Origin of the sequence: Burkholderia sp. Ax-1720 (genome assembly GCF_011753035.1) — a bacterium.
Classification (GTDB): Bacteria; Pseudomonadota; Gammaproteobacteria; order Burkholderiales; family Burkholderiaceae; genus Burkholderia; species Burkholderia gladioli.
The window spans coordinates 29,183-49,171 of the sequence record NZ_VWWK01000041.1; the positions used below are offsets into that span (position 1 = coordinate 29,183).

Here is a 19,989-nt window from a genome sequence, read left to right on the forward strand (position 1 = left end):
GCCGGTTTTGACCAGGGATAATGCGCAAGTTTTGCAGATATGAATGACATGAACTCGAGTGAATTCGAAGCCCTTCTGACGGCGCAGCGCAGCGCCCTGAACCGCGACGTGGCAGCGGCGCCGTCCGGCGAGACGCCGACGCTGACGAAGGCCGAGCTCGCGGAACTGCTGTTCGACAGCGTCGGGCTCAACAAGCGGGAAGCCAAGGACATGGTCGAAGCCTTCTTCGAGGTGATCCGCGACGCGCTCGAGAATGGCGAGAGCGTGAAGCTGTCCGGCTTCGGTAACTTCCAGTTGCGCGACAAGCCGCAACGGCCGGGCCGCAACCCGAAGACGGGCGAGGCGATTCCGATTGCTGCGCGTCGTGTCGTCACCTTCCATGCGAGCCAGAAGCTGAAGGCGCTCGTCGAGAACGGCTCGGACACGCCGATCACACGCTGACCGGCACATTCGTGCCGCCGCGCGGTTTGCCCGCGCTTACCGACGGTTGACTGACGATGACATCGACGGTTGAGAAAGTCGTGTTGCCCCCGATTCCCGCGAAGCGCTACTTCACGATCGGTGAGGTCAGCGAGTTGTGCGGCGTGAAGCCTCATGTGCTGCGCTACTGGGAACAGGAGTTTACGCAGTTGCGTCCGGTCAAGCGTCGCGGCAACCGGCGTTATTACCAGCACCACGAGGTGCTGTTGATCCGGCGAATTCGCGAACTGCTGTACGAGCAGGGCTTCACCATCAATGGCGCGCGCAACCGGCTCGATTCGCATGGTTCCGATCGCGGCATGCCGACCGAGCAGGAAGAGATGTTTCCGGCCGCGCAGGCCGAGGCCGCGTCGGCCGGGCAAGCGGTGGATGTCGACCAACTGCGGCGTGCTTTGATCGACGTGATCGACGTGCTGGAGCGCAAGTAGGCGGCATCGTCGCCGTGCATGCAGGATCTTGTGAAAAAGCCCGCCAGGCTTGTTGCCTGGCGGGCTTTTTTCATCGTCGCGACGCCGATAGGCAGCGGCGTGCTCAGGGTGCCAGCGGATTCGCGCGCCCGAGATCGACCAACAGGGTGCCGTCGGCCGTCATGCGAACCGAGCCCTTCGAGACCTGCTCGCGATAGCCGTAGAGATCGAAACGCATCGCCCCTGGCTGCGCGGTGTTCTCGATCAGCGCGCGCAGGTTGGTCTCCAGCACGTTGAACATCTTCATGTCGCCGCCTTCCATCCAGATGTAGCTGCTCGCGTTGGTGCCGGGTTTCGGCAGCGGCGGCGCGTCGGGTGCGCGATGGAAGCTGAGCCGCAGGCCGGCCGGCTCGACGCGCACCTGCGCGAGCTGGCCCTTCAACACGGGCGGCGGGAACACCGTGTACTGGTCGAGCACCAGCGCGTCGCCGCGCAGTTCCGCGCCGCGCCGGCGCAGCGGCGTCAGCGAGGCCAGCTCGATGCCGAGCGCGCGCAGCAGCGTCGCCTGCGGCACACCGAGCACCGAGACCTGCGAGGGCGTGTAGGCGATATGGCGCCCGTCGAGCACCGAGAGCGTGCCCGTCATCGAGGTCGGCAGCCAGACGCCGGGCGGGACGTGATTCCACAGCCGGATGCCGCCGGTCACGCGCAGCTTGTCGCCGTCGGGCGCGAGCTTCAGGTCGTTGAGCGCGCGCGGCGTGTAGTCGAGCAGGTAGTCGTTGAACAGCGCATTCATGGCCGGCCAGGTCTCGAGCACCGAGCCGCCGAGGATGCGGATTTCGTACTGGTTCGGATCGTCGAGATCGACCGGTTCCCCGGCGCGGCGCGGCACCATCTGCGCGTCGAGCTGGTCGACGTGGAAGCCGATCTGGCCGGCGATGCTGAAATCCACGTTGCGCAGCTGGATCGCCGTGGTCCGGCTCGAGACGTGCCGCTCGTCGGCCGGCGCGCCGGTGGCGGCGTTCACGGCCAGCGAGGCGCCGCCGCCGGGCAGGGCTTCGGAGAACCAGCGCTGGCGCGCGTCGCGCAAGGCTGCCTGCTGGGTCTTGACGAAGCTGTCGTTCAGGCGCGCGCCGGCCGAGCCGATCGCGTCCGGCGGCGGTTTCGCGCCGGCATAGGACGGGATGTGGATGGTCATCGCGCCGCTCGGCGCGAAGCTGAAGTAACCGGTCGAGACCTGGCCGCGATAGTGGTAGAGATCGAACACGAAGGGCTCGGCCTTCGTCGCGGGCCGGGCCGGACCGATCAGGATGTCGGCGTTCATCGGCATCGAGCGCATGAACTTCACGTCGCCGCCGCGGATCAGCATGGCCTGCTGCGGCGCGCCCTCGGGCATCGCGAAACCGGCTCCGGTGCCGTCGTCGAAGGCGAGGTCGAGCCCGTCTGGCGTGATGCGCAACGCGACCACCTTCAGCTTCAATTGCGGCGGCGGCATCAGCTTGTCGACCTGCATCACCAGGTCGTCGCCGGACAGCTTCGCCACCGGCGTGTCGATCTTCAGCAGGTCCGCCATCTTCACGTTGGCCGCGCGCATCACCGGGTTTGCGTCCAGCCCCTGCACGCGGACCTCGGTGGGATGGAATACCAGCGCGGTGCCGTCGCGCACCGAGAGCTTGCCGGTCAGCGAGAACGGCACCCAGCCGCCGCGCTGCATCTCGCCCTGCAGATGGATCACGCCGTCGCCTGCCGAGACCTGCAGCTTGCGCAGCGGCGCGCCGCGATAGCCGAACAGGTAGGTATTGAAGACCGCAGTGAGCTTGCTGTCGTCGAGCGTGACGATGCCGCGATGCACGTCGATGCCGAAGCTGGAGGGATCGTCGAAGACGATCGGGGCGCCGGGGCGGGTCGGGCGCAGCGTGGCCGACAACTGGTGGACGTAGAAGCCGAGCTCGCCGACGATGCGGAAATCGACATCGCGCAGCATCGTGATCGCGCCGTCCTGGCCCGAATCGCGCAGGCTGAGCGGCCGCGATCGCGTGACGGGAATCGAGCCGAGCGAGGGCAGGCTGCTCGCGATCTGCTGCTCGCGCCGCAGTTGCTCGGCCTTGTCGCGATCGATTTTCGGCAGGCTGCCGCCCGCGGTCGTGGCCGGGTTCGCCGAAGGTTCGGCGCAGCCGGTGGCGAGCAGCGAGGCCGCGAGCGCGAGCGCGGCGAGCGCACGCGTCAGGCCCTGGCCGCAGCTCGCGCGACGCGCAGGCGCGAAACGCGTGCGCCAGGCACGCGATGCCGGTGTTCGCATGATGTTCGTCTCCCTGTCGATCGGTCCGTGATGGCGTCGAGCCGTCCGGCCGCGGTGTCGGTGCGATTCCGACTGCCGGGAAGTCTGGCACGAGGGGCCTAGAGAAGCGGTACCAAACAAACGCTCGGCGTGTTGCGGCGCGGCGGATGACGTTCCGGTGCGAAAGGCGGCGATCGCGCGGATCGAATTCAAACGCGCGAATTCAAACGAACGTATGAGTTGGCGTTAAAAATAGGGCGGAAGTGAAGGTGGAAATCGCCACGAATTTCGTGGTAGATCGCCATTGCGACGTCACGTGCGAGGCGTATCATCGCCGCAATAACGATCAAACAAGATTTCAACGATGCACGTGGGGAATGAAATGAAGGCAGTGTGGAAGCGTTTTCTGGCCGACGAGACGGGTGTGACCGCGGTCGAGTATGGATTGATCGGCGGTTTCGTGGTCGGGGCCGCGGCGCTGGGCGCAACCGCCTTGAGCAATAGCGTGGAAAGCCTGTTTTCGTTCGTCGCGAGCTTTTTCAACAGATTCTGACCCGCGGCGCTTTCTCCTGCCGGCCTTCCCGGGCCTGCCGCGCCGTCCGCCTCAGGATGGCAGTTCCCGAACCAGTTGCCCGAGCCGTTCGACCGCCGCCTCGATGCGCGAATCGAACGGCATGCCGGCGCTCAGCCGCAGGCAGTGACCGAAGCGGCCGGTATTCGAGAACATCGAGCCGGGGCTGATGCGGATGCCCTCGTGCAGGGCACGATCGAACAGCCGGTCGGTATCGGTTCGCCCGGGCAGCGTCACCCATAGCAGCAGACCCGCCGCCGGACGAGTGAGCTCGGTGCCGGCGGGGAAATGCTCGGCGATCGCTTGGGCGAGCAGGGCGCGTTGCCGCGCGAGCTGCGTCTGCATGCGCCGCATCTGGCGATGGAAGGCGCCGCTCGTCAGGTAGTCGGCCACGGCCAGTTGCGGGATCTCCTCGCGGTGGCGCGACACGGCGTACATCAGCATCTCGATCCGGTTCTGCCATTTGCCGCCCGTCAGCCAGCCGATGCGCGCGCCGGGCGACACGGTCTTGTTCAGCGAACTGCAGTGGATCACGTTGCCGCTGCGATCCCAGGACTTGAGCGGGCGCGCATGCGCGGGATTGGGCAGCAGCGCGCCGTAGCTGTCGTCCTCGATGAGCGGGACGCCGCTTCGCTCGCAGGATTCGACCAGCCGCGCCTTGGCATCGTCCGGCATGATGCTGCCGAGCGGATTATGCAGGGCCGGCGTGCAGATCACGGCCTGCACGCCGCCCGGGCGGCGCAGGGCGATCTCGAGGGCTTCCGGCGAGAGGCCGCGTTGCGGATCGGTCGGCAGTTCCAGCGCGCGCAGCCCCAGCGATTCGAGGATCTGCAGGATGCCGAAGTAACAGGGCGATTCGATCGCGACTACGTCGCCCGGCGAGGTGACGGCCCGCAAGGCGAGCGACAGGGCCTCGCTGCAGCCGTGGGTGACGAGCACGGCGCCGGGGTCGAGGTCCAGCCCGCGCGTGATCGAGACGCGCGCGATTGCCTCCTTCAAGCGGGAGACGCCGCCGGGATCGGGGCTGGCATCGTAGAGACTCGGGCGGGCGCGCAGGATGCGCAGCGCATGATTCTTCAGGGCCGCGCCCGGATACATCGCCGGCGCGCAGACCGCCCGCGCCAGGTCGACCTCGGGCGCGCGTTGCATGGCGCGCGCGAGCATCACCGAAATGCGCTCGTGGACGCCCACGTAGTCGGCCGCATCGATACGCGGCTCGTCGGGTTCCGCGGCGCGGCCGGGCGGGTCGGCGTGAGGCGCCGCGGATCGCTTGGGATGACGAACGAAGTAGCCGGCCCTGGGCCGCGCCTCGACATAACCCTGCCGCTCCAGCAGGCGGCAGGCCTCGACCGTGGTCGCGAGCGAGACGCGATGCAGGTTGGCCAGCTCGCGCAGCGAGGGCAGGCGCTCTCCGACAGGCAGCAGGCCGGTCTCGATCGCCCGGCTGTAGTGCGCGGCGATGGTGCGGTATTTGTGGGTCATGTCTCGGGCAGGAAGCCGGGTGCGGGCGGAAATTGTAGCAACGCGGCCGTGCTTCGAGCGGCTCGCTATACCGGTCGATTTTCCGTTTTTCTGTATGTGTCGCGCGCGGCGGGCATGCGCGAAGATGGGCTTCGACTCGTGTCGCCCGTGGCCTGGTTCCGTGGCGCCGAGCCCCAGCCACCGCGGCGCACGCCGCGATCGACGAAAATCCGCCTTGAAACCCAGTCTGCCCATGTCTCGCGTCTTGCCCGGGGAGTCGACCGACAGCTATCGCTGGACCGTGCTCGGCGTCGCCGCCCTGGCACAGACCACCGCGTCGATCACGGCACAGGGCCTCTATACGCTGATGCCTTCGTTGCAGGCGGCGTTTCACCTGTCGGAGGCGGCCGGCGCGCTGGCGATCAGCGCCTTGAACGGCGGCCAGGTCGTGACCATGCTGATGCTCGGTTGGCTGATCGATCGCTTCGGCGAACGCCGCGTGGTTGCATCGACGATGAGCATGATGGGCCTGGCCGCCATGCTCGGCGCCTGGATGGCGCCGTCCTTTCCGGTGCTGCTGGGGTTCATCGCGATGATCGGCGCCACCTACGCCTCGGTGCAGCCCGGCGGCACGCGCGCCATCGTCCGCTGGTTCCCGCCGCGGGAGCGCGGCATGGCGACCGGCGTCAGGCAGGCCGGCTTGCCGCTCGGCACCGCGCTGGCGGCCATGGCGCTGCCGCTGCTGGCAGCGACCCAGGGCTGGCGCCTCGCGCTGGTCGTGCAGGGGGCGATCGGCCTGGCCGGCGGCGCGCTGTTCGCGCTGCTGCATCGCGACGAACGCAAGGCGCCGGGCCTGCCGTCGGCCGCGCCGCCGGGGCTGCTGACCTCGATCCGGCTGGTAGCCGGCCACACCGTGCTCTGGCCGGTGATGGCGGCGGGCGCCGCGATGGTCGCGTTCCAGTACACCTTCGCGACGCATGCGATCCCGTTCGTCGCCGCGCGTTTCCATTACCCGCTGGTGGCCGCGGCCTTGCTGTTCTCGCTGTCGCAGTGGTTCGGGATCCTGGGGCGCGTCGGGCTCGCCTGGCTCAGCGACCGCTGGTGGCCGGGGCGCCGGCTGCGTTCGCTGGGCATGTGCATGGCGATCTGCATCGCCGTCGCGCTCGGCCTGCCGCTGTTGCCGGCCGAGACGCCGAAGCTGGTGCTGGCCGTGATCTTCGGTGTCGTCGGGCTGGTCGGCGTCGGCTGGTATCCGCTCTATCTGCTGCAGATCGCCGAGATGGCGCCGAGCAGCGTGGTGGCCTCGACGCTCAGTTTCTCGATGACGCTGAACATGCTCGCGATCAGCATCCTGCCGCCGCTGTTCGGCGTGCTCGTCGACCGTTTTCGTTACGGCGCGGCGTGGAGCGCGCTGGCTTGCCTGGTGCTGCTGGGGGGCTTGGTGTTGTGGCGCGGAGCGAGCTTGTCGGGGCGTGCGTCACGGGCGCCGAAGGCATGAGAAGGAGAGATGCGGAAGCCTCCGATGAAAAAGTGCACGATGGTGGTTCTATCCTGGCAAACTGTCTGATATACTCTTTTTCTTTCGGGGCGTAGCGCAGCCTGGTAGCGTACCTGCATGGGGTGCAGGTGGTCGGAGGTTCAAATCCTCTCGCCCCGACCAGTAGTAGAAAGGCCGTCAGGGCTTTGTCCTGACGGCCTTTTGTCTATCTGAGCGGCCCGCGCAACTTGCTGTCGCGTCTCTCGGTTTCTTTCCTCGAACGCGTAGCGACGCCATCCCTTCCTTCCGCGCTGATGCCAGGCACCGCCGTTCGCTGTCCCTGAATGGTTTGTCGGTGAGACCGTGACATCGAATGCGTTCGATGGATTGAAGCGACCTGCACGTTCGCCTTGGCATCACCTCGCTGGCTGGGGCTGTTTTCGCGGTCCGTCGCTCACGACGAAATTATCCTGAGTAGCAGCGACTCGATGTCGGATCGGGCTTCGACTTACACGCGCTTGATAGCGATGTCGCAAAACATGCTGTGTTGAAGCGCGAAGCCGACTACCTTCCATCCACCGACGGTAACGAACTCATTCACGGCCTGCACGATTCCATATTCGGCATCGATATACGGGTCATACATCACGTAGTCGTTGAAGATCAGGGTTCCGTCCTGCTTCAGCGCGTATTGCGAGAGATCAGCATCTCGCTTCACGTTATCGTAATCGTGGCCTGCGTCGATGTAGATCATGTCGAACGAATCGCGAGGAAGGTCCGGAATGCGCTCGAAGCTCAGGCCTTTATGGACGGTCATCCTGTCACCCAGGAAAGCAAACCGATCCTTGTAAAACTGGTGGTGCGTTTTGCCTTGCAATAGCACTTCCTGCGGAATGCCCCAGTGGATCGGGTATTTTTCCATTTCAAACAAGTCGATTGCGACGAATTGTGATGGCTGAAGGATATCGATCAGGAACTTGGAAAATTCCCCGTGAGCGACACCAATTTCTGAAATGACGCCGCCGACGGGCAGGTTCAACCCCTTGATCATCTCGAATCGGTTAGCGAACAGTTTCGCACCATCCACATGCTCGTGCGAGAGCTCAGGAAATTGCGAATTTTTGCAAGTCATATGCAATGTCTCTCACTGTGAAAACGCGGTCCTGGGACATCGATCCTATCTGATCCGCGATGAAGCCTACTCATTTTCGGTGCGCGATTTTGTTTCCCCAAGTAAACAGGCTTGACTCATACATCTCCTCGCACCGGGAATTTTTGTGACCTTCGCATAACAGGCCGGAGTTGTAATTTTTTGTTTCGGGGCCAGATGCATCATTCACATACCCATGCTGGGAACTCGAAAGACCCGCATCGGCAGAGGCCGATGCGGGTTTTTTTCGTCTGTGCGCCTTCCATCGGCAGGGAGGGGCGGTGATCCCCTTATTCCGTCAGGTCGGCCGTCCATGCCACCGGGCAACCTGAAGCGCCGGGATCGTTCCGGGAGACGATGTCGAAGCCCGTGGTGCCGAGGTCCTGGCACACGATTTCACCTGGGGCGTTGTTGGCGAAGCCGATCGCCCAGGCGCGGAGCTGAGACGGATCCGGCGGGTAAGAGAGGCCATGTGCGACAGCAACCAGGCGATCCGTTTGCGGAATGACCGTCTTGCCCCGGCTTTTCAGCACCATCCCCGAGCCCTGCAGCCCATACTTCATGCCAAGCGTCAGCGCGGGCGGAAGCTTCGAATTCCAGTTGCAGAGATCGACGCGTCCGTCGACACCTGGCCCTACCCCGAGCGATTCGTCGCCATTGAAGGTCACGTTGGAAATGCGCGTGCGCTGGGCATAGTTCAGGTTGATGTCCATCGTGCACGGGTCGACGTGATAAAAGGTTTCGTCCTCGATCAGGACATCGTAGGCGGCGGTGCCGACCGCCTGGCCGTTGAAGTAGATGCCCGCCTCCTGCCAGCCCGAATACGTGTTGTTGCTCAAATGAGGCGTGCCGACCGCGCCGATTGCATATACGCCGAATTGCGCTCCGCTGGCACCGGCATTTCGACCCATCCAGTTGCAATCGAGCTTGATGTTATTGACGGTTGCCGCGGTGGCATCGAGGATCACCGCCTGGCCGTTGACGATCTGGTCGAAGATATTGCCCTGAATCCTGACTTCCAATCCGGCTTTCAGATTGATGCAATAGGTTGCCGGCGACTGGCCGAGCAAGACCTTCAGCCTGCTGATGCCGATGCCCTCGGGCGCGCCCTTGCTACCGTCCGTGGTGGTTTTTTCGATAAGAACGCCATTGCCGCCGAGCATGAGGATGTCGGAAATCTCCGAATTCATCATGTTGTCGAGCGAGTGGATGTGGATCTCGTTCGAGACGTACATGCCGCCCTTGATGATCGCGCGATCTCCCGCCAGCCAGGTTACGCCTTCGGTGAATCCGCCCACGTACCCGGGCGAGATCAGCACGGGCTTGTCGTCCCAGCCTTTGTCGACCTGCAGGAACGATTGGGCGTTTCCATTCGCGTTGTCGAAGCTGCCGCCGACGAGGGAGGTCAAGCCGGCCGTGATCCTGAACAGGGATTTCACTGGCGCCAATGCCTTGATCGTTGCGCCGTGGACCAGCACGTCGATGCCTTCCGCGATATCCAGCGTTGCTGAAACGCCGAACGAGCCGTACGGAATTTCGATCACGCCGCCGCCATGGGCCTGCAGCAAGGCGGCAGCCGCATTGAATGCCGCAACCAGGTCGCCCCCGGTGCGCGATGCGCCGCCGGCAAAGGCGGGATCGCAGACATTCACGCGCAGACCGCGCAGATAGGCCATGCGCTGCAGGATGGCGCTGGCCTGCGTGTTCCGGACGGTGGTGCCATCGCTGCTGTCGATGCCGTTCACGTCGGCCCATGCAGCGGCACCTTCGCTGAGCGAAGTGGAAATCTGTCCATCCGTGTACGCCTTGAGATTCTCGATCGGGACGTCGGCGGTCTGGCCGGTGACCACGCCGGTCAGCGTGTCGCCGGTTGCGAGAATGCGCCCGTCGAGAGGATATGTGCCTTGTTTGCCCATGTTCGTCACCGCGCGTCGATTGGATTGCCGTTGGTGTCCAGAATGCCGTCTCCACTCGTATCCAGGATCGGATCGGGCGGCGGCTCCGTGCTGCTGTATTCATCGATCGGCGTTCGAGTCCCAGGATCGGAAGCCGGGATGACCGGGCGAGTCGTTGAGGTGATTTTCAAATCAACTCCTGTTGGCTCTGATGGCGCGGCGGCGCCATTGGGGGATGGAAGCGAAGCGTCATGGACGCTGGGCGTTAATGCTTGGTGATCGCTTCGAGAACTTGCCTGCAGCGGCGTGAAGTCATTTTTAGGGATTCGTTTTCGTGCGTCGCGACGTGCTGAATGTCACGAAGCCGACGACACCAGGTCGAGACCGGCCGCGAGACCGGGAAGGTAGTGGCGGCGCATTCGGGCGGGCGCCTGGACGGGAAGGATTCGCGTGCGGTATCGAGGTGGATAAGGGGGGGCGAGATTCCGTCGTCGATCAAGGCATGGTGGGCGGCGCAGGATCGGTGAGCCATACGGCCATTTTTTCTGCCGTCCGAAAAGGACGCTGGCCGACGGTGGCGATCTTCGTGTCCGATGTTCAAAAAACGCCGGAATAGCGCCTGGTTGATCAGGAGAGAATTCGTGACGCCCCCTGTTTTCGCCCGCCGTGCCGGCGATCTGCTGATTTTCTTGCGGTCCCCGGTACAAACGACAGCCTGCTTTTTGCACTTGACGGCGCGAGCCCGGTAAAATGCGCGGTTGATCCACGGAAAAGTGCCCGTGGCCTCTAAGCCGGAAGGATTCCCTGAACATGTCTGATCTTCGTCTTACCAAGCGGTTTGCGGTTGTGCTGGCAACCGGCGCGTTCGTGGCAGGGTGCAGCTCGCCGTCGCCCACGAAAATCGACTACAAGAGCGATTCCCGGGTCAAGGAGGTGTCGCTCGCAGTGCCGCCGAACATGATGGATGAAACCGCCGACCAGCGTTCGCTGCCGCCGGTCAACGGCGAAACCTCGCTGTCGAGCCTGCAGCAGACGCAGCAGGTCGCGCCGCAGTCCGATACGGCCGTGGTGCCCGTCACGCCGGGCATGCACCTGCAGCGCGACGGCACCGAGAGCTGGCTCGTCATCGATGACCAGGCGCCCGCCGCGGTCTGGCCGCAGATCCGCCGTTTCTGGCAGGAGCAGGGTTTCCTGCTCGTGATCGACCAGCGCGACAAGGGCGTGATGGAAACCGACTGGAACGAGACGCATCCGTCGGTCAACCAGGGCCTGATCCGCGGCGTGATCACCAAGGCGATGGGCAATTCCTACGTGACGGCCGAGCGCAACAAGTACCGCACGCGGCTCGACGCCGCGCCCAATGGTGGCACCTACGTGTTCATCAGCCAGAAGGGCATGCGCGAGGCCCTGACCGGTACGAACAACGATTCGAGCAAGTGGGAAACCCGGCCGAACGATCCGGCGCTCGAGACCGAATACCTGAAGCGCCTGATGGCCGTGCTGGCGCAGAACGACGCGCGGGCCAAGGCCGGCGGTACCACGGCGGCAGCCGTGGCGGCACCGTCCGCCGCGGCTGCCGATGCGAAGAAGGGCGGCGATGCAGCGGCAGCGGCGGTGGCCGCACAGAACGTCGCCAACTCGGCGGCGCCGGCTCGCTCCTCCGGCCGCGTCGTCAGCGGCGACGTGCCCGACGTGCCGTCGGAGCTCACGCTCGGCGAGCCCTATGACCGTTCCTGGCTGCGTGTCGGGCTCGCGCTCGATCGCGCCAATTTCACGGTCGACGATCGCGATCGCACCAAGGGGCTCTATTACGTCAGCTACGTCGATCCGAAGGACCTGACCGCGGCCGAACAGGGCTTCTGGAGCCAGCTGTTCCACGGCAAGAAGGAAAAGACCGCGAAACAGTACCTCGTCAACGTCAAGGCGCTGACGCAGGACCAGACGCGCATCGCCATCGTCGACGCCAGCGGCAACATCGACTCGACCGGCCCGGCCCGCCAGATCATGGCGCTGCTGGCGAACCAGTTGCGCTGATCCGGTTCTCCGCCGCTTTCGAAAGCCCGCCATTCGGCGGGCTTTTTCTTTGATGCGCGCGAAACGATACGACGTTACGTAACGTTACCCGGTAACGAAACCGGTCAACGCCCGTTTAATTTCGATGTGCATGATTGTGAATTCAATTAAATCAACGAGTTAGGATGAAATTTTCGCCTGGCACGGAAGCTGCTGTTATATGTCGGAATGATGTTGCCCCGGCACATCGTTCGCGAGGCGGAACGGCATGGCGCCGGATCCGCCGTCGCGAATCGTTCGATGGCCCGATGCGCCTTGAGCATCGGCCCGGCTTGATGGCCCGTGCGCGAGCATGGGCCTCGTTGGCCCCGTCGCCTATCCTCGTAGGGCGACGGTTTTGCCCGCGCTTCGAAGGAAGCGCGGGCAATTTTTTTTGTGGGGCTGGAATCCTCGCGTCACGGCCGAGCCGCGAGGATTCGTGTACGCTGCCCATTTTCTTGACGGGAGTTCAGAGATGTCGGAAATCGCAGTGGTGGCCACGATCATCGCCAAGCCGGGGATGGAGGACAAGCTGCTGGAACAGGTCGGGACCATCGTCGGGCCGACTCGCCTCGAGGCCGGGGCGCTGCAATACGACCTGCACCGCGATCGCGACGATCCGCGGCGCTTCGTGTTCTTCGAGCGTTGGGAAAGCGAGGCGGCGCTGGCGGCGCACGCCCAGTCCGCGCATATCCTGGCCTACCGGAAGGCCGCGGCGGACTTCATCGACAGCGCGGAGATCCGCGTGATGCAGCGGATCGCCTGAAGGCGGGCAGTAGCGGGGCGGCGCGATGCCGCCCGCTTTCAATGTGATGCCTCAGTGCGCGTTCGGCACGTCGAGGATCAGGATGATGGTCCAGTCGGCGTCGCCGTCATGGTGATACTGCCGTTCGACCACGATGAACGGCTGCTGTTTGCCTTGCGGCCCCAGGAACAGCACGTCGCCTTCCATCGGCAGGCACTCGATCGGCGGCAGGGCGAGATACGCCTCGTCGGAGCCGCGCGGCATCAGTTGCTTGATCTTGTGCGTTGCCGCTTCGGTCCATTCGATGTCTAGCTGGATATTGCTCATTCTGTCCTCCGCACCGGAGTGCGCACGGGTGGAAAAGTCGGGTGCGCGACTTTAGCACAGCGTGCGCGATGTGCCGTGCCATGAAAAAAGCCGAACCCGGATCGACCGGATTCGGCTCGTGGCGGCCGCGCTGCCCGACAGGCTGCGGGGTAGGCGCTTACTGGCTGGCCGCCTCTGCCTTGGCGGCCTTCTTGCCGGCATGATGCTTCTTGCCCATATGGTGCTTCTCGTGCATCGGCTGCTCTTCACGCGCGGCACGCTGGGCGTCCTGCTGCTGTTGCAGAGCTTGGGCCCGCTGCTCGATTTCGGCGATCTTGGCCGGGTCGGTGATCGTCGTGATCGTCGTGCTTTCTTGCGCATAGGCCGCGCCAGCCAGAGCCGACATCGAAACCAGAATAGCCAGGGACATTTTCTTCATTGCTCTACCTCCGCTAAGTGGTGATGGACCCGAGTTTGCCGATCCGTCCGGCACTGCAACCGAGTGAGCCGAGTGTAGCAAAAGTGACGGATCAATGCACTTTCGGGCATCCTGAACGATCCGGCGTGTCGCGGTCGCGACAGTGGCGCGTGCCGACATGCGCGCGCCACGGACCTATGGACGGGCCGATTGATGCCCGCGGCTTGATGATGTGGCGGCGCCGTGACATCAGAACCAGCCGAGCCGCCGATACGCGTAAAATTGCATGATTCCGGCGATCTCGTGCAGGGCGCGCGAGGCCGCGGCGAAATTGTGCCAGACCGGGCGCCAGCCGAGAATCGGCTGCAACTGGTTCGCGTAGACGGGCTGCGGCTCGATATCGAAGCGCGCGAAATCGAGCAGGGCGCGGCGCATCTGGTACGAGGATGTCACGAGAATTGTCGCGTCGTAATGTTGGGCGAGTAGGATGGGTGCCGTGTACTTCGCGTTTTCGTAGGTCGTGCGGCTGCGCGTCTCGAGAATCAGATCGCGCTCGGCGACGCCGCGCTCGCGCAGCAGCGGCGCGTAGAGTTGGGCCTCGCTGATGCCATGGTGATGCGGATCGCCGCCTGTCACGATGATGTCGCATTGCGATGCGATTGCTTGGCATACCGAATGGAGTTCGGCGGCGCGGACGATGCGCGAGAGCGCGTCGTGGGGCGGTACCAGTTCCCCGTGGCGGTGCTCGATGCCGCCGCCGAGCAGGACGATGGCGGTACGCCCGCGCATCGCGGGCGCTTCGACCGGTTCGACCCCGGCTTCGGCCAGGGCGACCAGCGGCGCGGCCAGCCAGCCGGTGCCGATCGCCAGCAGCAGGGCGAGGCCGGTGGCGGCGATCGCGAAACGGCGCTTGCGCCAGAGGGCGGCTGCTACGAAGAGCAGCACAAATGAATCGAACAGAATCAATTTGAATGGGGTAAGGTAACTTTTTGCCCGCTCGGGTTCGACCGGTTCCAGGTGCCGCGAAATGTGGCGAGGAACGGGTAGGGAAGGCGCAGGTGGATCATGGGTAGCGTCCGCCTGTCGTTGCGTGGCGGTGTCGGCCGGAGCAGTCCCGGGCCGGCGAGGCCGCCAGCAGGATCGCTGTACTTTGAGAAAGAGTCCAGATGGCCACGTATTCCAACGAAGCAGTGCTCGATGCCTTGAGGCGCGTGCAATACCGGCAAGTCCCCTGGGCGCGGCGCCCTAACGTCTTCGGATACCTTCGCAGCCTGGGACTGATGGATACGGTACGCCAGAAGACGGTCGCGCCGGCCCCGGGCTTCCATGCTCCCGTCGACATCGCCGTGCTGACCGATACCGGCCGCGCCGAGTTCGCCAGGCTGGAACATGACGAAAAGCAACTGAGCTGGACCGATCGTCGTATCGACGACTACGTGCTGAGCGACGCGAGTGCGGTGTCGATCCTGGAAAGCCGCCTCTAGCATAGGGACTAGTCAAAAAAACGCCCGTATCGCGAGATACGGGCGGTACCGGGTACATTGCTGCTGCCAGGCTGTGCTCATGGCATTCGTTGTGACTGCCGGCCTCGCCCGCAGTTCCCGGCTTTCTGGATATTTGCCGCGGTGCCTAGCGTCGCGGCAGCGCGCCGGACGAGCGCGGCGGCGGAGCGCCGTGGATCCGGGCATTGCTGGCGATATCGCCGCGCAGGTCGCCGCGCGGCACCACGGCGGGCCGATCTGGCGGCGGCGCCGGTGGCGGATGTGCATGACCGGCATGCCCCGCTTGGCCGGGCGGCGTTCTCGCTGGCTGGTCGGCCAGTGCACGCGGGGCGAGCGCCAGGGCAAGCACCATGCTCGCGGTGGCGAGCAGCAAGTGGCTTGGCATGGTTCGGGCTCCCTTCAGGCCGTCATCGCGGCCTGTTTTACCTGACCTTACGGTAGGGGTGGGAGCGCCTGAACGCTGTAAGCAATGGTAAAGAGATGTTTCGCGCACGCCGCCATCGGGCGATGGCGGGCGGCGGCGAATCGGCCGCGCGGGCGGAGCGAGCTGCCCGGCGTCGTTGGCGGATCAGGCCATCTTCACGGGGGCGCGCCAGGATTCCGGATTGGTCCAGAATGCGCCCCGCAGGCGATCGCGGCTCGGCGGCGCCGGCGGCTTCACGGCACTGGCACCGATCCGGCCGCGCAGCGAAACCTGGCGGCCGCTGGTGCCGAGGCGTTTCACGACTTCGGCGAGGGTGCCGTCGGCCTGCCACTCGTCGAAGCGCCGACGGCAGGTCGGCGGCGACGGATAGCGCCCAGGCAGCTTCGACCAACCCTCGCCCGTCGACAGTACCCAAAGAACGGCGTTCACGACCGAACGTGCTTCCACGCGGGGACGGCCACGACGCTCACTGCGTGTGGGTTCCGCGCAGAAAAGTCCTTCGACCAGCGCCCATTCGTTATCCTTCAAATCGTCGAACAGCATCATGTCCTCACCTCAGCGAAGCTAACTCCGGTGCGCTGCCCTGCGCCGCGCACTCTTCAAGCACCCGATCCACGTCGGGTGCCGGGTGGGGGTGCCGTATTCCTTCTTCAGCCGAACGTATCGCCGTGCATCCGAAGGTTCCCGCGACCCTGTACGCGACTTGACGCACGAAGCGTGCCATGTCGGCGGCAATCCCCGTGAAAGCCGCATCGCACCGGGCCGACGGCCAAGTCAGCTAGGGGCGTATAAGACGCCAAAATGACCCCGCGGCAAATCGGGACAATCACCAATCTTGTGCAATCGAGCCCGCGCGGCGTGCGCCGCGGGCCGTGCTGCACCGCACCGACTCATCGCGAGCCGTTCCTCGGCGAAGGCCCTACAATCGCGCATCGAAGCGTGAGATTGATGAGGGCATTCAATGAATATCACCCTGCGCCAACTGAGGGTGTTTATCGAAGTCTCCCGGCTGCGCAGCTTCAGCCGGGCCGGCGACGAGATCGGGCTCACGCAGTCCGCCGTCAGCCGCTGCGTGCGCGAGCTCGAGGGCGAGATCGGCCTCAAGCTGATCGATCGCACCACGCGCGACGTGCAGCTGACCGATGCGGGGTCGAATCTGATCTCCAGCGTGTCGCGCCTCCTGGTGGACCTCGACGATGCCCTGCGCGAGATTCGCGAGATCGGCGAACAGCGGCGCGGCCGCGTGGTGGTGGCGGCCAGCCCGACCATCGCCTGCCGTTTGATGCCTCGCGTGGTGGCGGCCGCCGAACGGCAGTTCCCGTTCGTCACGCTCGGGCTGCGCGACGACGTGCAGAGCGACGTGCTGCGCAAGGTGAAGTCGGGCGAGGTCGATTTCGGCGTGGTGATCGGGCCGCTGGCGGTGGTCGACCTGGTCTGCGAACCGCTCATGACCGATTCGTTCTGCCTGGTCGCGCGCGCCGATCATCGGCTCGCGGCGGCCGAGAGCGTGCCCTGGAGCGCCCTGGACGGCGAGCGGCTGGTGCTGCTCGACTACGCCTCGGGCAGCCGGCCGCTGATCGACGCGGCACTGAGCCTGCACCGCGTCGGCGCATCGGTGGTGCAGGAGCTCGGTCATTCGGCGACGGTGTTCGGCCTGATCGAGGCAGGGGTCGGCGTGAGCGTGCTGCCCTGGCTGTCCCTGCCCTTGCCGGCGGGGTCCTCGCTGGTGGCGCGCCCCCTGTCGCCGCGCACCGAGCGCACCGTGGAGCTGGTGCGACGGCGCGACCGTTCGCTGTCGCCGGCCGCCGAGGCGATCTGGGGGCTGGTGAGGGACATGCCGGCACGGGCCGAGGATCTCGCCTGAAGGCAGGCGCCGCGACGCCTGGCACCAGAATCGGGCGCGGCCCGCTACACTGGCGACGATCATCATGGGAGAGTCGGGCTTGGATGCTTTCGTCAACACCTCGGGGCCTGCACCGGATGTGCGCGTGGCGGTCGAATCGCTGCGGCCTTCGCTGATCCGCGAAGTCGCCAATGCCGGATTCGGCCTCGACGGCGTGCTGCCGTTCTGGTTCGGCGAATCGGACCGGGTCACGCCGGCCTTCATCCGCGATGCGGCCAGCGCGGCGCTCGCCCGCGGCGAGACCTTCTACACCCACAATCTCGGCGCGGCGCCGCTGCGCGAGGCGTTGGCCGACTACGTTTCGTCCCGCCACGGCACGACGCGGGCCGCCCAGATCGCCGTCACCAGCGCCGGCGTCAGCGCGCTGATGCTGGCCGCGCAGTTGCTGGTCGGCGCCGGCGACCGCGTGGTGGCGATCACGCCGCTGTGGCCCAACCTGGTCGAGATTCCCAAGATTCTCGGCGCGCGGGTCGAATGCGTGCCGCTGGCGTTCGGCGAGGCGGGTTGGCGGCTCGATCTTGAACGGCTGCTGGCGGCGCTGACGCCGGACACGCGCATGCTGTTCGTCAATTCGCCCAACAATCCCACCGGCTGGACCCTTTCGACGGCCGAGCAGGCCGCTATTCTTGCGCATTGTCGGCGACATGGCATCTGGATCGTGGCCGACGAAGTCTACGAACGGCTCGGTTTTGGCGAGGGCGGCGCGCCCTCGTTCCTCGATCTGGCCAGCCGCGACGAGCGCGTGATCGTGGTCAATTCCTTCTCGAAGGCCTGGGCGATGACGGGCTGGCGGCTCGGCTGGCTGGTGGCGCCCGAGCGCACCATGGACGCCCTGTCCAAGCTGGTCGAGTACAACACCTCGTGCGCGCCGGGCTTCGTGCAGGCCGCGGGCGTGGCGGCGGTGCGCGAGGGCGAACCGTTCGTCGCCGAGTTCGTCGCGTCGCTGCGCACCGCCCGCGATCACCTGGTGGCCGCGCTCAACGGCTTGCCCGGCGTGCATGTCGAGGCGCCGGACGGCGCCATGTACCTGTTCCTGCGCCTGCCGGGCGCGGCCGACAGCCTGGCGTTCTGCAAGCGCCTGGTGCGCGAGGCGGGGCTCGGGCTGGCACCGGGACGCGCCTTTGGCGACGAGGGCGAGGGTTTCGTGCGCTGGTGTTATGCCTGCGACGTGGCCCGGCTCGACGCCGGCGTCGAGCGCCTGAAAGCCTTTTTGCAGGGAGCGGGCGGCTGAGGGCGAGGGCGGGCTGGTCGGGGTGGCGATTGAAAACCATTGCCCGAAAAAGCGTGGCATCGATCGAATGGCCGGCTTTACGCGTCGTCGGAATGTGCGTAAGATGGCGTCCAGTCACGCGATTCCATCATGGTTTCGTGCTGTTCCGTCCGGTCAGGGTCAGGCAACACGCTGGTTTCGCCACCCCCGGTTCGTGCTCCCATCAATATGACCGATCAGAATCGGGCGAGCGCGTCTTCTGTTCCTTATCGTCTGTTTCGTATATTGATCCGGTTCGTTTGACCAGAGGGTCTGGCCTAGCTGCATGAATACCCAAGAGGCGAAGATCGTCCTCGAGACTGCCTTGATCTGCGCGCAGGAACCGCTCAAATTGGGCGATCTGCGGCAGCTCTTTGCCGACACCGTGTCGGCGGACACAGTCCGAACGTTGCTCGAAGAATTGAAGGAAGCGTGGTCCGGCCGCGGCGTGGAGCTAGTCGCGCTGGCGACGGGCTGGCGCTTTCAGAGCAAGCCTGCGATGCGCGTCTATCTGGACCGCCTGCACCCGGAAAAGCCGCCGAAATATTCGCGCGCGGTGCTCGAGACGCTGGCGATCATCGCTTATCGCCAGCCGGTCACGCGCGGCGATATCGAGGAGATTCGCGGCGTCACGGTGAATACGCAGGTCGTGAAGCAACTCGAGGATCGCGGCTGGATCGAGGTGATCGGCCATCGTGACGTGCCGGGCCGTCCGGCGCTCTATGCGACGACGAAACAGTTTCTCGACGATCTCGGGCTGAAGGCGCTCGACGATCTGCCGGCGCTCGAAGAGCCCGCCGCGCATCTCGAGGCGAGCCTGCTGGCGCAGGCATCGATGGAATTCAACGAAGGCGAAGCCGGCGAGGCTGGTCTCGACGTGGCTGATTCCGCTGCATCGGGCGAATCGCTCCAGGCGAATGCCGGGGGCGAGCCGGTGCCGGGCGCGAGCGGCGATGCTGCCGATCCGTCGGTGGGGGAGAGCCAGGCCGCAGGCGGCGAGGCGCGCGATCCCATTGGCTTGGATTTGGCCGGCTCGGTCGAGCCGGTCGAAGCAACGGAGGCCTCGGAGCAAGTCGAGCCGGCCGCCGAAACCGTCATCGAACAGCAGGAATCGCAGCCTGTCGACGCGAGCGCCGAGCAGGCGGAGACGGAACCCGCCCGGCCGCTCGCGGTCGAGCATGAAGCAGGACAAGGCCCCGTGCCTGGTGCCGAGATTGACGACGAGTCGGCCCGCCACCACGAGGCGCAAGCCAGCCGCAACCCGGCGGACGCAGCACCACACGATATCGACGCGGCCCCGGCCTACCGGCACGGCGACGCAACCGGTTCAGCGGAAGACACCGGCTCGGGCGATGCCTCGCCCGACGAGGACGAGCCCGCGCAACGCCGCGCTTGATTGCGGCCATATAGAGATTGCCGCGCCCGCGACGGGCGCGAGACCTGACATTTCGAGGTTGTTTTGACTGATACCCACGACATTGATTCGTCCGAATCCGCGCACGCCCAGGCTTCGCGCGCCGAGGACGCTCCCGAGCAGTCCGGCCAGGACGCGGGCGGCGAAGACCGTCCGCGCCGCGGCCTGCGTCGCGGCCCGCGCAGCCTGATCGCGCGTCGTCGCGCGGCGGCGAAATCGAAGAATGCCGATCCGGCGGCCGAAGGTGCGGAAGCCGC

General features: G+C 65.5%; 20 protein-coding genes, 1 tRNA gene and 1 pseudogene. 13 read left to right on the top strand and 9 right to left on the bottom strand.

Annotated features, from left to right (window positions below):
- Nucleotides 1-39 precede the first annotated feature (39 nt).
- On the top strand, nucleotides 40-441 hold the full coding sequence (locus tag F3J18_RS15040; RefSeq protein ID WP_013697759.1) for an integration host factor subunit alpha: 402 nt from the start codon (nucleotides 40-42) through the stop codon (nucleotides 439-441).
- Nucleotides 442-497: 56 nt separating this feature from the next.
- Nucleotides 498-908 carry a MerR family transcriptional regulator gene (locus F3J18_RS15045; protein ID WP_166913220.1) on the top strand — a complete coding sequence of 137 codons (411 nt, stop codon included), beginning with the start codon at nucleotides 498-500 and terminating at the stop codon, nucleotides 906-908.
- Between the two features lie 103 nt (nucleotides 909-1,011).
- Here the strand turns inward: F3J18_RS15045 and F3J18_RS15050 are convergent, their stop codons facing one another.
- On the bottom strand, nucleotides 1,012-3,186 hold the full coding sequence (locus F3J18_RS15050) for a hypothetical protein (protein WP_166913221.1): 2,175 nt from the start codon (nucleotides 3,184-3,186) through the stop codon (nucleotides 1,012-1,014).
- Nucleotides 3,187-3,547: 361 nt separating this feature from the next.
- Here F3J18_RS15050 and F3J18_RS15055 point away from each other — a divergent pair, with 361 nt between their 5' ends.
- Entirely contained in the window at nucleotides 3,548-3,718 is a 171-nt protein-coding gene (locus tag F3J18_RS15055; RefSeq protein ID WP_025098695.1) for a Flp family type IVb pilin, read from the top strand.
- Nucleotides 3,719-3,769: 51 nt separating this feature from the next.
- Here the strand turns inward: F3J18_RS15055 and F3J18_RS15060 are convergent, their stop codons facing one another.
- Nucleotides 3,770-5,218, bottom strand: a complete 1,449-nt coding sequence (locus F3J18_RS15060; protein ID WP_166913222.1) for a PLP-dependent aminotransferase family protein — start codon at nucleotides 5,216-5,218, stop codon at nucleotides 3,770-3,772.
- A gap of 232 nt (nucleotides 5,219-5,450) precedes the next feature.
- Between F3J18_RS15060 and F3J18_RS15065 the strand changes: the two genes are divergently transcribed.
- Together F3J18_RS15065 and F3J18_RS15070 are read left to right on the top strand one after the other, a co-directional pair.
- Nucleotides 5,451-6,695: an MFS transporter gene (locus F3J18_RS15065; RefSeq protein ID WP_166913223.1), complete on the top strand. Its 1,245-nt coding sequence runs from the start codon at nucleotides 5,451-5,453 to the stop codon at nucleotides 6,693-6,695.
- 85 nt (nucleotides 6,696-6,780) lie between these two features.
- Nucleotides 6,781-6,857, top strand: a tRNA-Pro gene (locus F3J18_RS15070).
- Nucleotides 6,858-7,182: 325 nt separating this feature from the next.
- On the opposite strand, the gene F3J18_RS15075 is transcribed toward F3J18_RS15070, so the two are convergent.
- The 3 genes from F3J18_RS15075 to F3J18_RS15085 form a co-directional block, all read right to left on the bottom strand.
- A complete protein-coding gene (locus F3J18_RS15075; protein WP_240154656.1) occupies nucleotides 7,183-7,725 on the bottom strand; it encodes a class I SAM-dependent methyltransferase in 543 nt (180 codons plus the stop codon).
- A gap of 389 nt (nucleotides 7,726-8,114) precedes the next feature.
- Nucleotides 8,115-9,740: a hypothetical protein gene (locus tag F3J18_RS15080; RefSeq protein ID WP_166913224.1), complete on the bottom strand. Its 1,626-nt coding sequence runs from the start codon at nucleotides 9,738-9,740 to the stop codon at nucleotides 8,115-8,117.
- 5 nt (nucleotides 9,741-9,745) lie between these two features.
- A complete protein-coding gene (locus F3J18_RS15085) occupies nucleotides 9,746-9,910 on the bottom strand; it encodes a hypothetical protein (RefSeq protein ID WP_166913225.1) in 165 nt (54 codons plus the stop codon).
- 619 nt (nucleotides 9,911-10,529) lie between these two features.
- Here F3J18_RS15085 and bamC point away from each other — a divergent pair.
- Together bamC and F3J18_RS15095 are read left to right on the top strand one after the other, a co-directional pair.
- Nucleotides 10,530-11,753 carry an outer membrane protein assembly factor BamC gene (bamC, locus tag F3J18_RS15090; protein ID WP_166913226.1) on the top strand — a complete coding sequence of 408 codons (1,224 nt, stop codon included), beginning with the start codon at nucleotides 10,530-10,532 and terminating at the stop codon, nucleotides 11,751-11,753.
- A gap of 493 nt (nucleotides 11,754-12,246) precedes the next feature.
- Complete coding sequence (locus F3J18_RS15095) at nucleotides 12,247-12,537, top strand: putative quinol monooxygenase (RefSeq protein ID WP_013697766.1); 291 nt, start codon at nucleotides 12,247-12,249, stop codon at nucleotides 12,535-12,537.
- A 51-nt stretch (nucleotides 12,538-12,588) separates the two neighbouring features.
- On the opposite strand, the gene F3J18_RS15100 is transcribed toward F3J18_RS15095, so the two are convergent.
- The 3 genes from F3J18_RS15100 to F3J18_RS15110 form a co-directional block, all read right to left on the bottom strand.
- Entirely contained in the window at nucleotides 12,589-12,843 is a 255-nt protein-coding gene (locus F3J18_RS15100) for a hypothetical protein (protein WP_013697767.1), read from the bottom strand.
- A gap of 157 nt (nucleotides 12,844-13,000) precedes the next feature.
- A complete protein-coding gene (locus tag F3J18_RS15105) occupies nucleotides 13,001-13,261 on the bottom strand; it encodes a hypothetical protein (RefSeq protein ID WP_013697768.1) in 261 nt (86 codons plus the stop codon).
- A 228-nt stretch (nucleotides 13,262-13,489) separates the two neighbouring features.
- Nucleotides 13,490-14,206 carry a YdcF family protein gene (locus F3J18_RS15110; RefSeq protein ID WP_166913227.1) on the bottom strand — a complete coding sequence of 239 codons (717 nt, stop codon included), beginning with the start codon at nucleotides 14,204-14,206 and terminating at the stop codon, nucleotides 13,490-13,492.
- A gap of 200 nt (nucleotides 14,207-14,406) precedes the next feature.
- On the opposite strand from F3J18_RS15110, the gene F3J18_RS15115 reads away from it, so the two are divergent.
- Together F3J18_RS15115 and F3J18_RS37835 are read left to right on the top strand one after the other, a co-directional pair.
- Nucleotides 14,407-14,724, top strand: coding sequence for a hypothetical protein (locus F3J18_RS15115; protein WP_013697770.1), 318 nt, complete (start codon nucleotides 14,407-14,409; stop codon nucleotides 14,722-14,724).
- 190 nt (nucleotides 14,725-14,914) lie between these two features.
- Entirely contained in the window at nucleotides 14,915-15,172 is a 258-nt protein-coding gene (locus F3J18_RS37835; RefSeq protein ID WP_205194098.1) for a hypothetical protein, read from the top strand.
- A gap of 138 nt (nucleotides 15,173-15,310) precedes the next feature.
- Here the strand turns inward: F3J18_RS37835 and F3J18_RS15125 are convergent, their stop codons facing one another.
- Nucleotides 15,311-15,712: a transposase gene (locus F3J18_RS15125; RefSeq protein ID WP_013697771.1), complete on the bottom strand. Its 402-nt coding sequence runs from the start codon at nucleotides 15,710-15,712 to the stop codon at nucleotides 15,311-15,313.
- Between the two features lie 415 nt (nucleotides 15,713-16,127).
- Here F3J18_RS15125 and F3J18_RS15130 point away from each other — a divergent pair, with 415 nt between their 5' ends.
- From F3J18_RS15130 to F3J18_RS15145, 4 genes and pseudogenes are all read left to right on the top strand, one after another.
- Nucleotides 16,128-17,030, top strand: a complete 903-nt coding sequence (locus F3J18_RS15130; protein WP_025098688.1) for a LysR family transcriptional regulator — start codon at nucleotides 16,128-16,130, stop codon at nucleotides 17,028-17,030.
- A 64-nt stretch (nucleotides 17,031-17,094) separates the two neighbouring features.
- Nucleotides 17,095-18,300, top strand: coding sequence for a pyridoxal phosphate-dependent aminotransferase (locus tag F3J18_RS15135; protein ID WP_240154657.1), 1,206 nt, complete (start codon nucleotides 17,095-17,097; stop codon nucleotides 18,298-18,300).
- 304 nt (nucleotides 18,301-18,604) lie between these two features.
- Nucleotides 18,605-19,714 (top strand): SMC-Scp complex subunit ScpB, encoded by a 1,110-nt coding sequence (scpB, locus tag F3J18_RS15140; protein ID WP_166913229.1) that lies wholly within the window; start codon nucleotides 18,605-18,607, stop codon nucleotides 19,712-19,714.
- Between the two features lie 63 nt (nucleotides 19,715-19,777).
- Nucleotides 19,778-19,989, top strand: a pseudogene (locus tag F3J18_RS15145) (23S rRNA pseudouridylate synthase B); the annotation flags it as partial.

What these genes read in the sequence shown, in the direction of transcription:
- F3J18_RS15115 (WP_013697770.1), top strand. Translation starts at nt 14,407, where the DNA reads ATGGCCACGTATTCCAACGAAGCAGTGCTCGATGCCTTGAGGCGCGTG.
- F3J18_RS15065 (WP_166913223.1), top strand. Translation starts at nt 5,451, where the DNA reads ATGTCTCGCGTCTTGCCCGGGGAGTCGACCGACAGCTATCGCTGGACC.
- F3J18_RS15125 (WP_013697771.1), bottom strand. Translation starts at nt 15,712, where the DNA reads ATGATGCTGTTCGACGATTTGAAGGATAACGAATGGGCGCTGGTCGAA.
- bamC (WP_166913226.1), top strand. Translation starts at nt 10,530, where the DNA reads ATGTCTGATCTTCGTCTTACCAAGCGGTTTGCGGTTGTGCTGGCAACC.
- F3J18_RS15100 (WP_013697767.1), bottom strand. Translation starts at nt 12,843, where the DNA reads ATGAGCAATATCCAGCTAGACATCGAATGGACCGAAGCGGCAACGCAC.
- F3J18_RS15080 (WP_166913224.1), bottom strand. Translation starts at nt 9,740, where the DNA reads ATGGGCAAACAAGGCACATATCCTCTCGACGGGCGCATTCTCGCAACC.
- F3J18_RS15105 (WP_013697768.1), bottom strand. Translation starts at nt 13,261, where the DNA reads ATGAAGAAAATGTCCCTGGCTATTCTGGTTTCGATGTCGGCTCTGGCT.
- F3J18_RS15040 (WP_013697759.1), top strand. Translation starts at nt 40, where the DNA reads ATGAATGACATGAACTCGAGTGAATTCGAAGCCCTTCTGACGGCGCAG.
- F3J18_RS15075 (WP_240154656.1), bottom strand. Translation starts at nt 7,725, where the DNA reads ATGATCAAGGGGTTGAACCTGCCCGTCGGCGGCGTCATTTCAGAAATT.
- F3J18_RS15130 (WP_025098688.1), top strand. Translation starts at nt 16,128, where the DNA reads ATGAATATCACCCTGCGCCAACTGAGGGTGTTTATCGAAGTCTCCCGG.
- F3J18_RS15060 (WP_166913222.1), bottom strand. Translation starts at nt 5,218, where the DNA reads ATGACCCACAAATACCGCACCATCGCCGCGCACTACAGCCGGGCGATC.
- F3J18_RS15135 (WP_240154657.1), top strand. Translation starts at nt 17,095, where the DNA reads ATGGGAGAGTCGGGCTTGGATGCTTTCGTCAACACCTCGGGGCCTGCA.
- F3J18_RS15045 (WP_166913220.1), top strand. Translation starts at nt 498, where the DNA reads ATGACATCGACGGTTGAGAAAGTCGTGTTGCCCCCGATTCCCGCGAAG.
- F3J18_RS15050 (WP_166913221.1), bottom strand. Translation starts at nt 3,186, where the DNA reads ATGCGAACACCGGCATCGCGTGCCTGGCGCACGCGTTTCGCGCCTGCG.
- F3J18_RS15055 (WP_025098695.1), top strand. Translation starts at nt 3,548, where the DNA reads ATGAAGGCAGTGTGGAAGCGTTTTCTGGCCGACGAGACGGGTGTGACC.
- scpB (WP_166913229.1), top strand. Translation starts at nt 18,605, where the DNA reads ATGAATACCCAAGAGGCGAAGATCGTCCTCGAGACTGCCTTGATCTGC.
- F3J18_RS15095 (WP_013697766.1), top strand. Translation starts at nt 12,247, where the DNA reads ATGTCGGAAATCGCAGTGGTGGCCACGATCATCGCCAAGCCGGGGATG.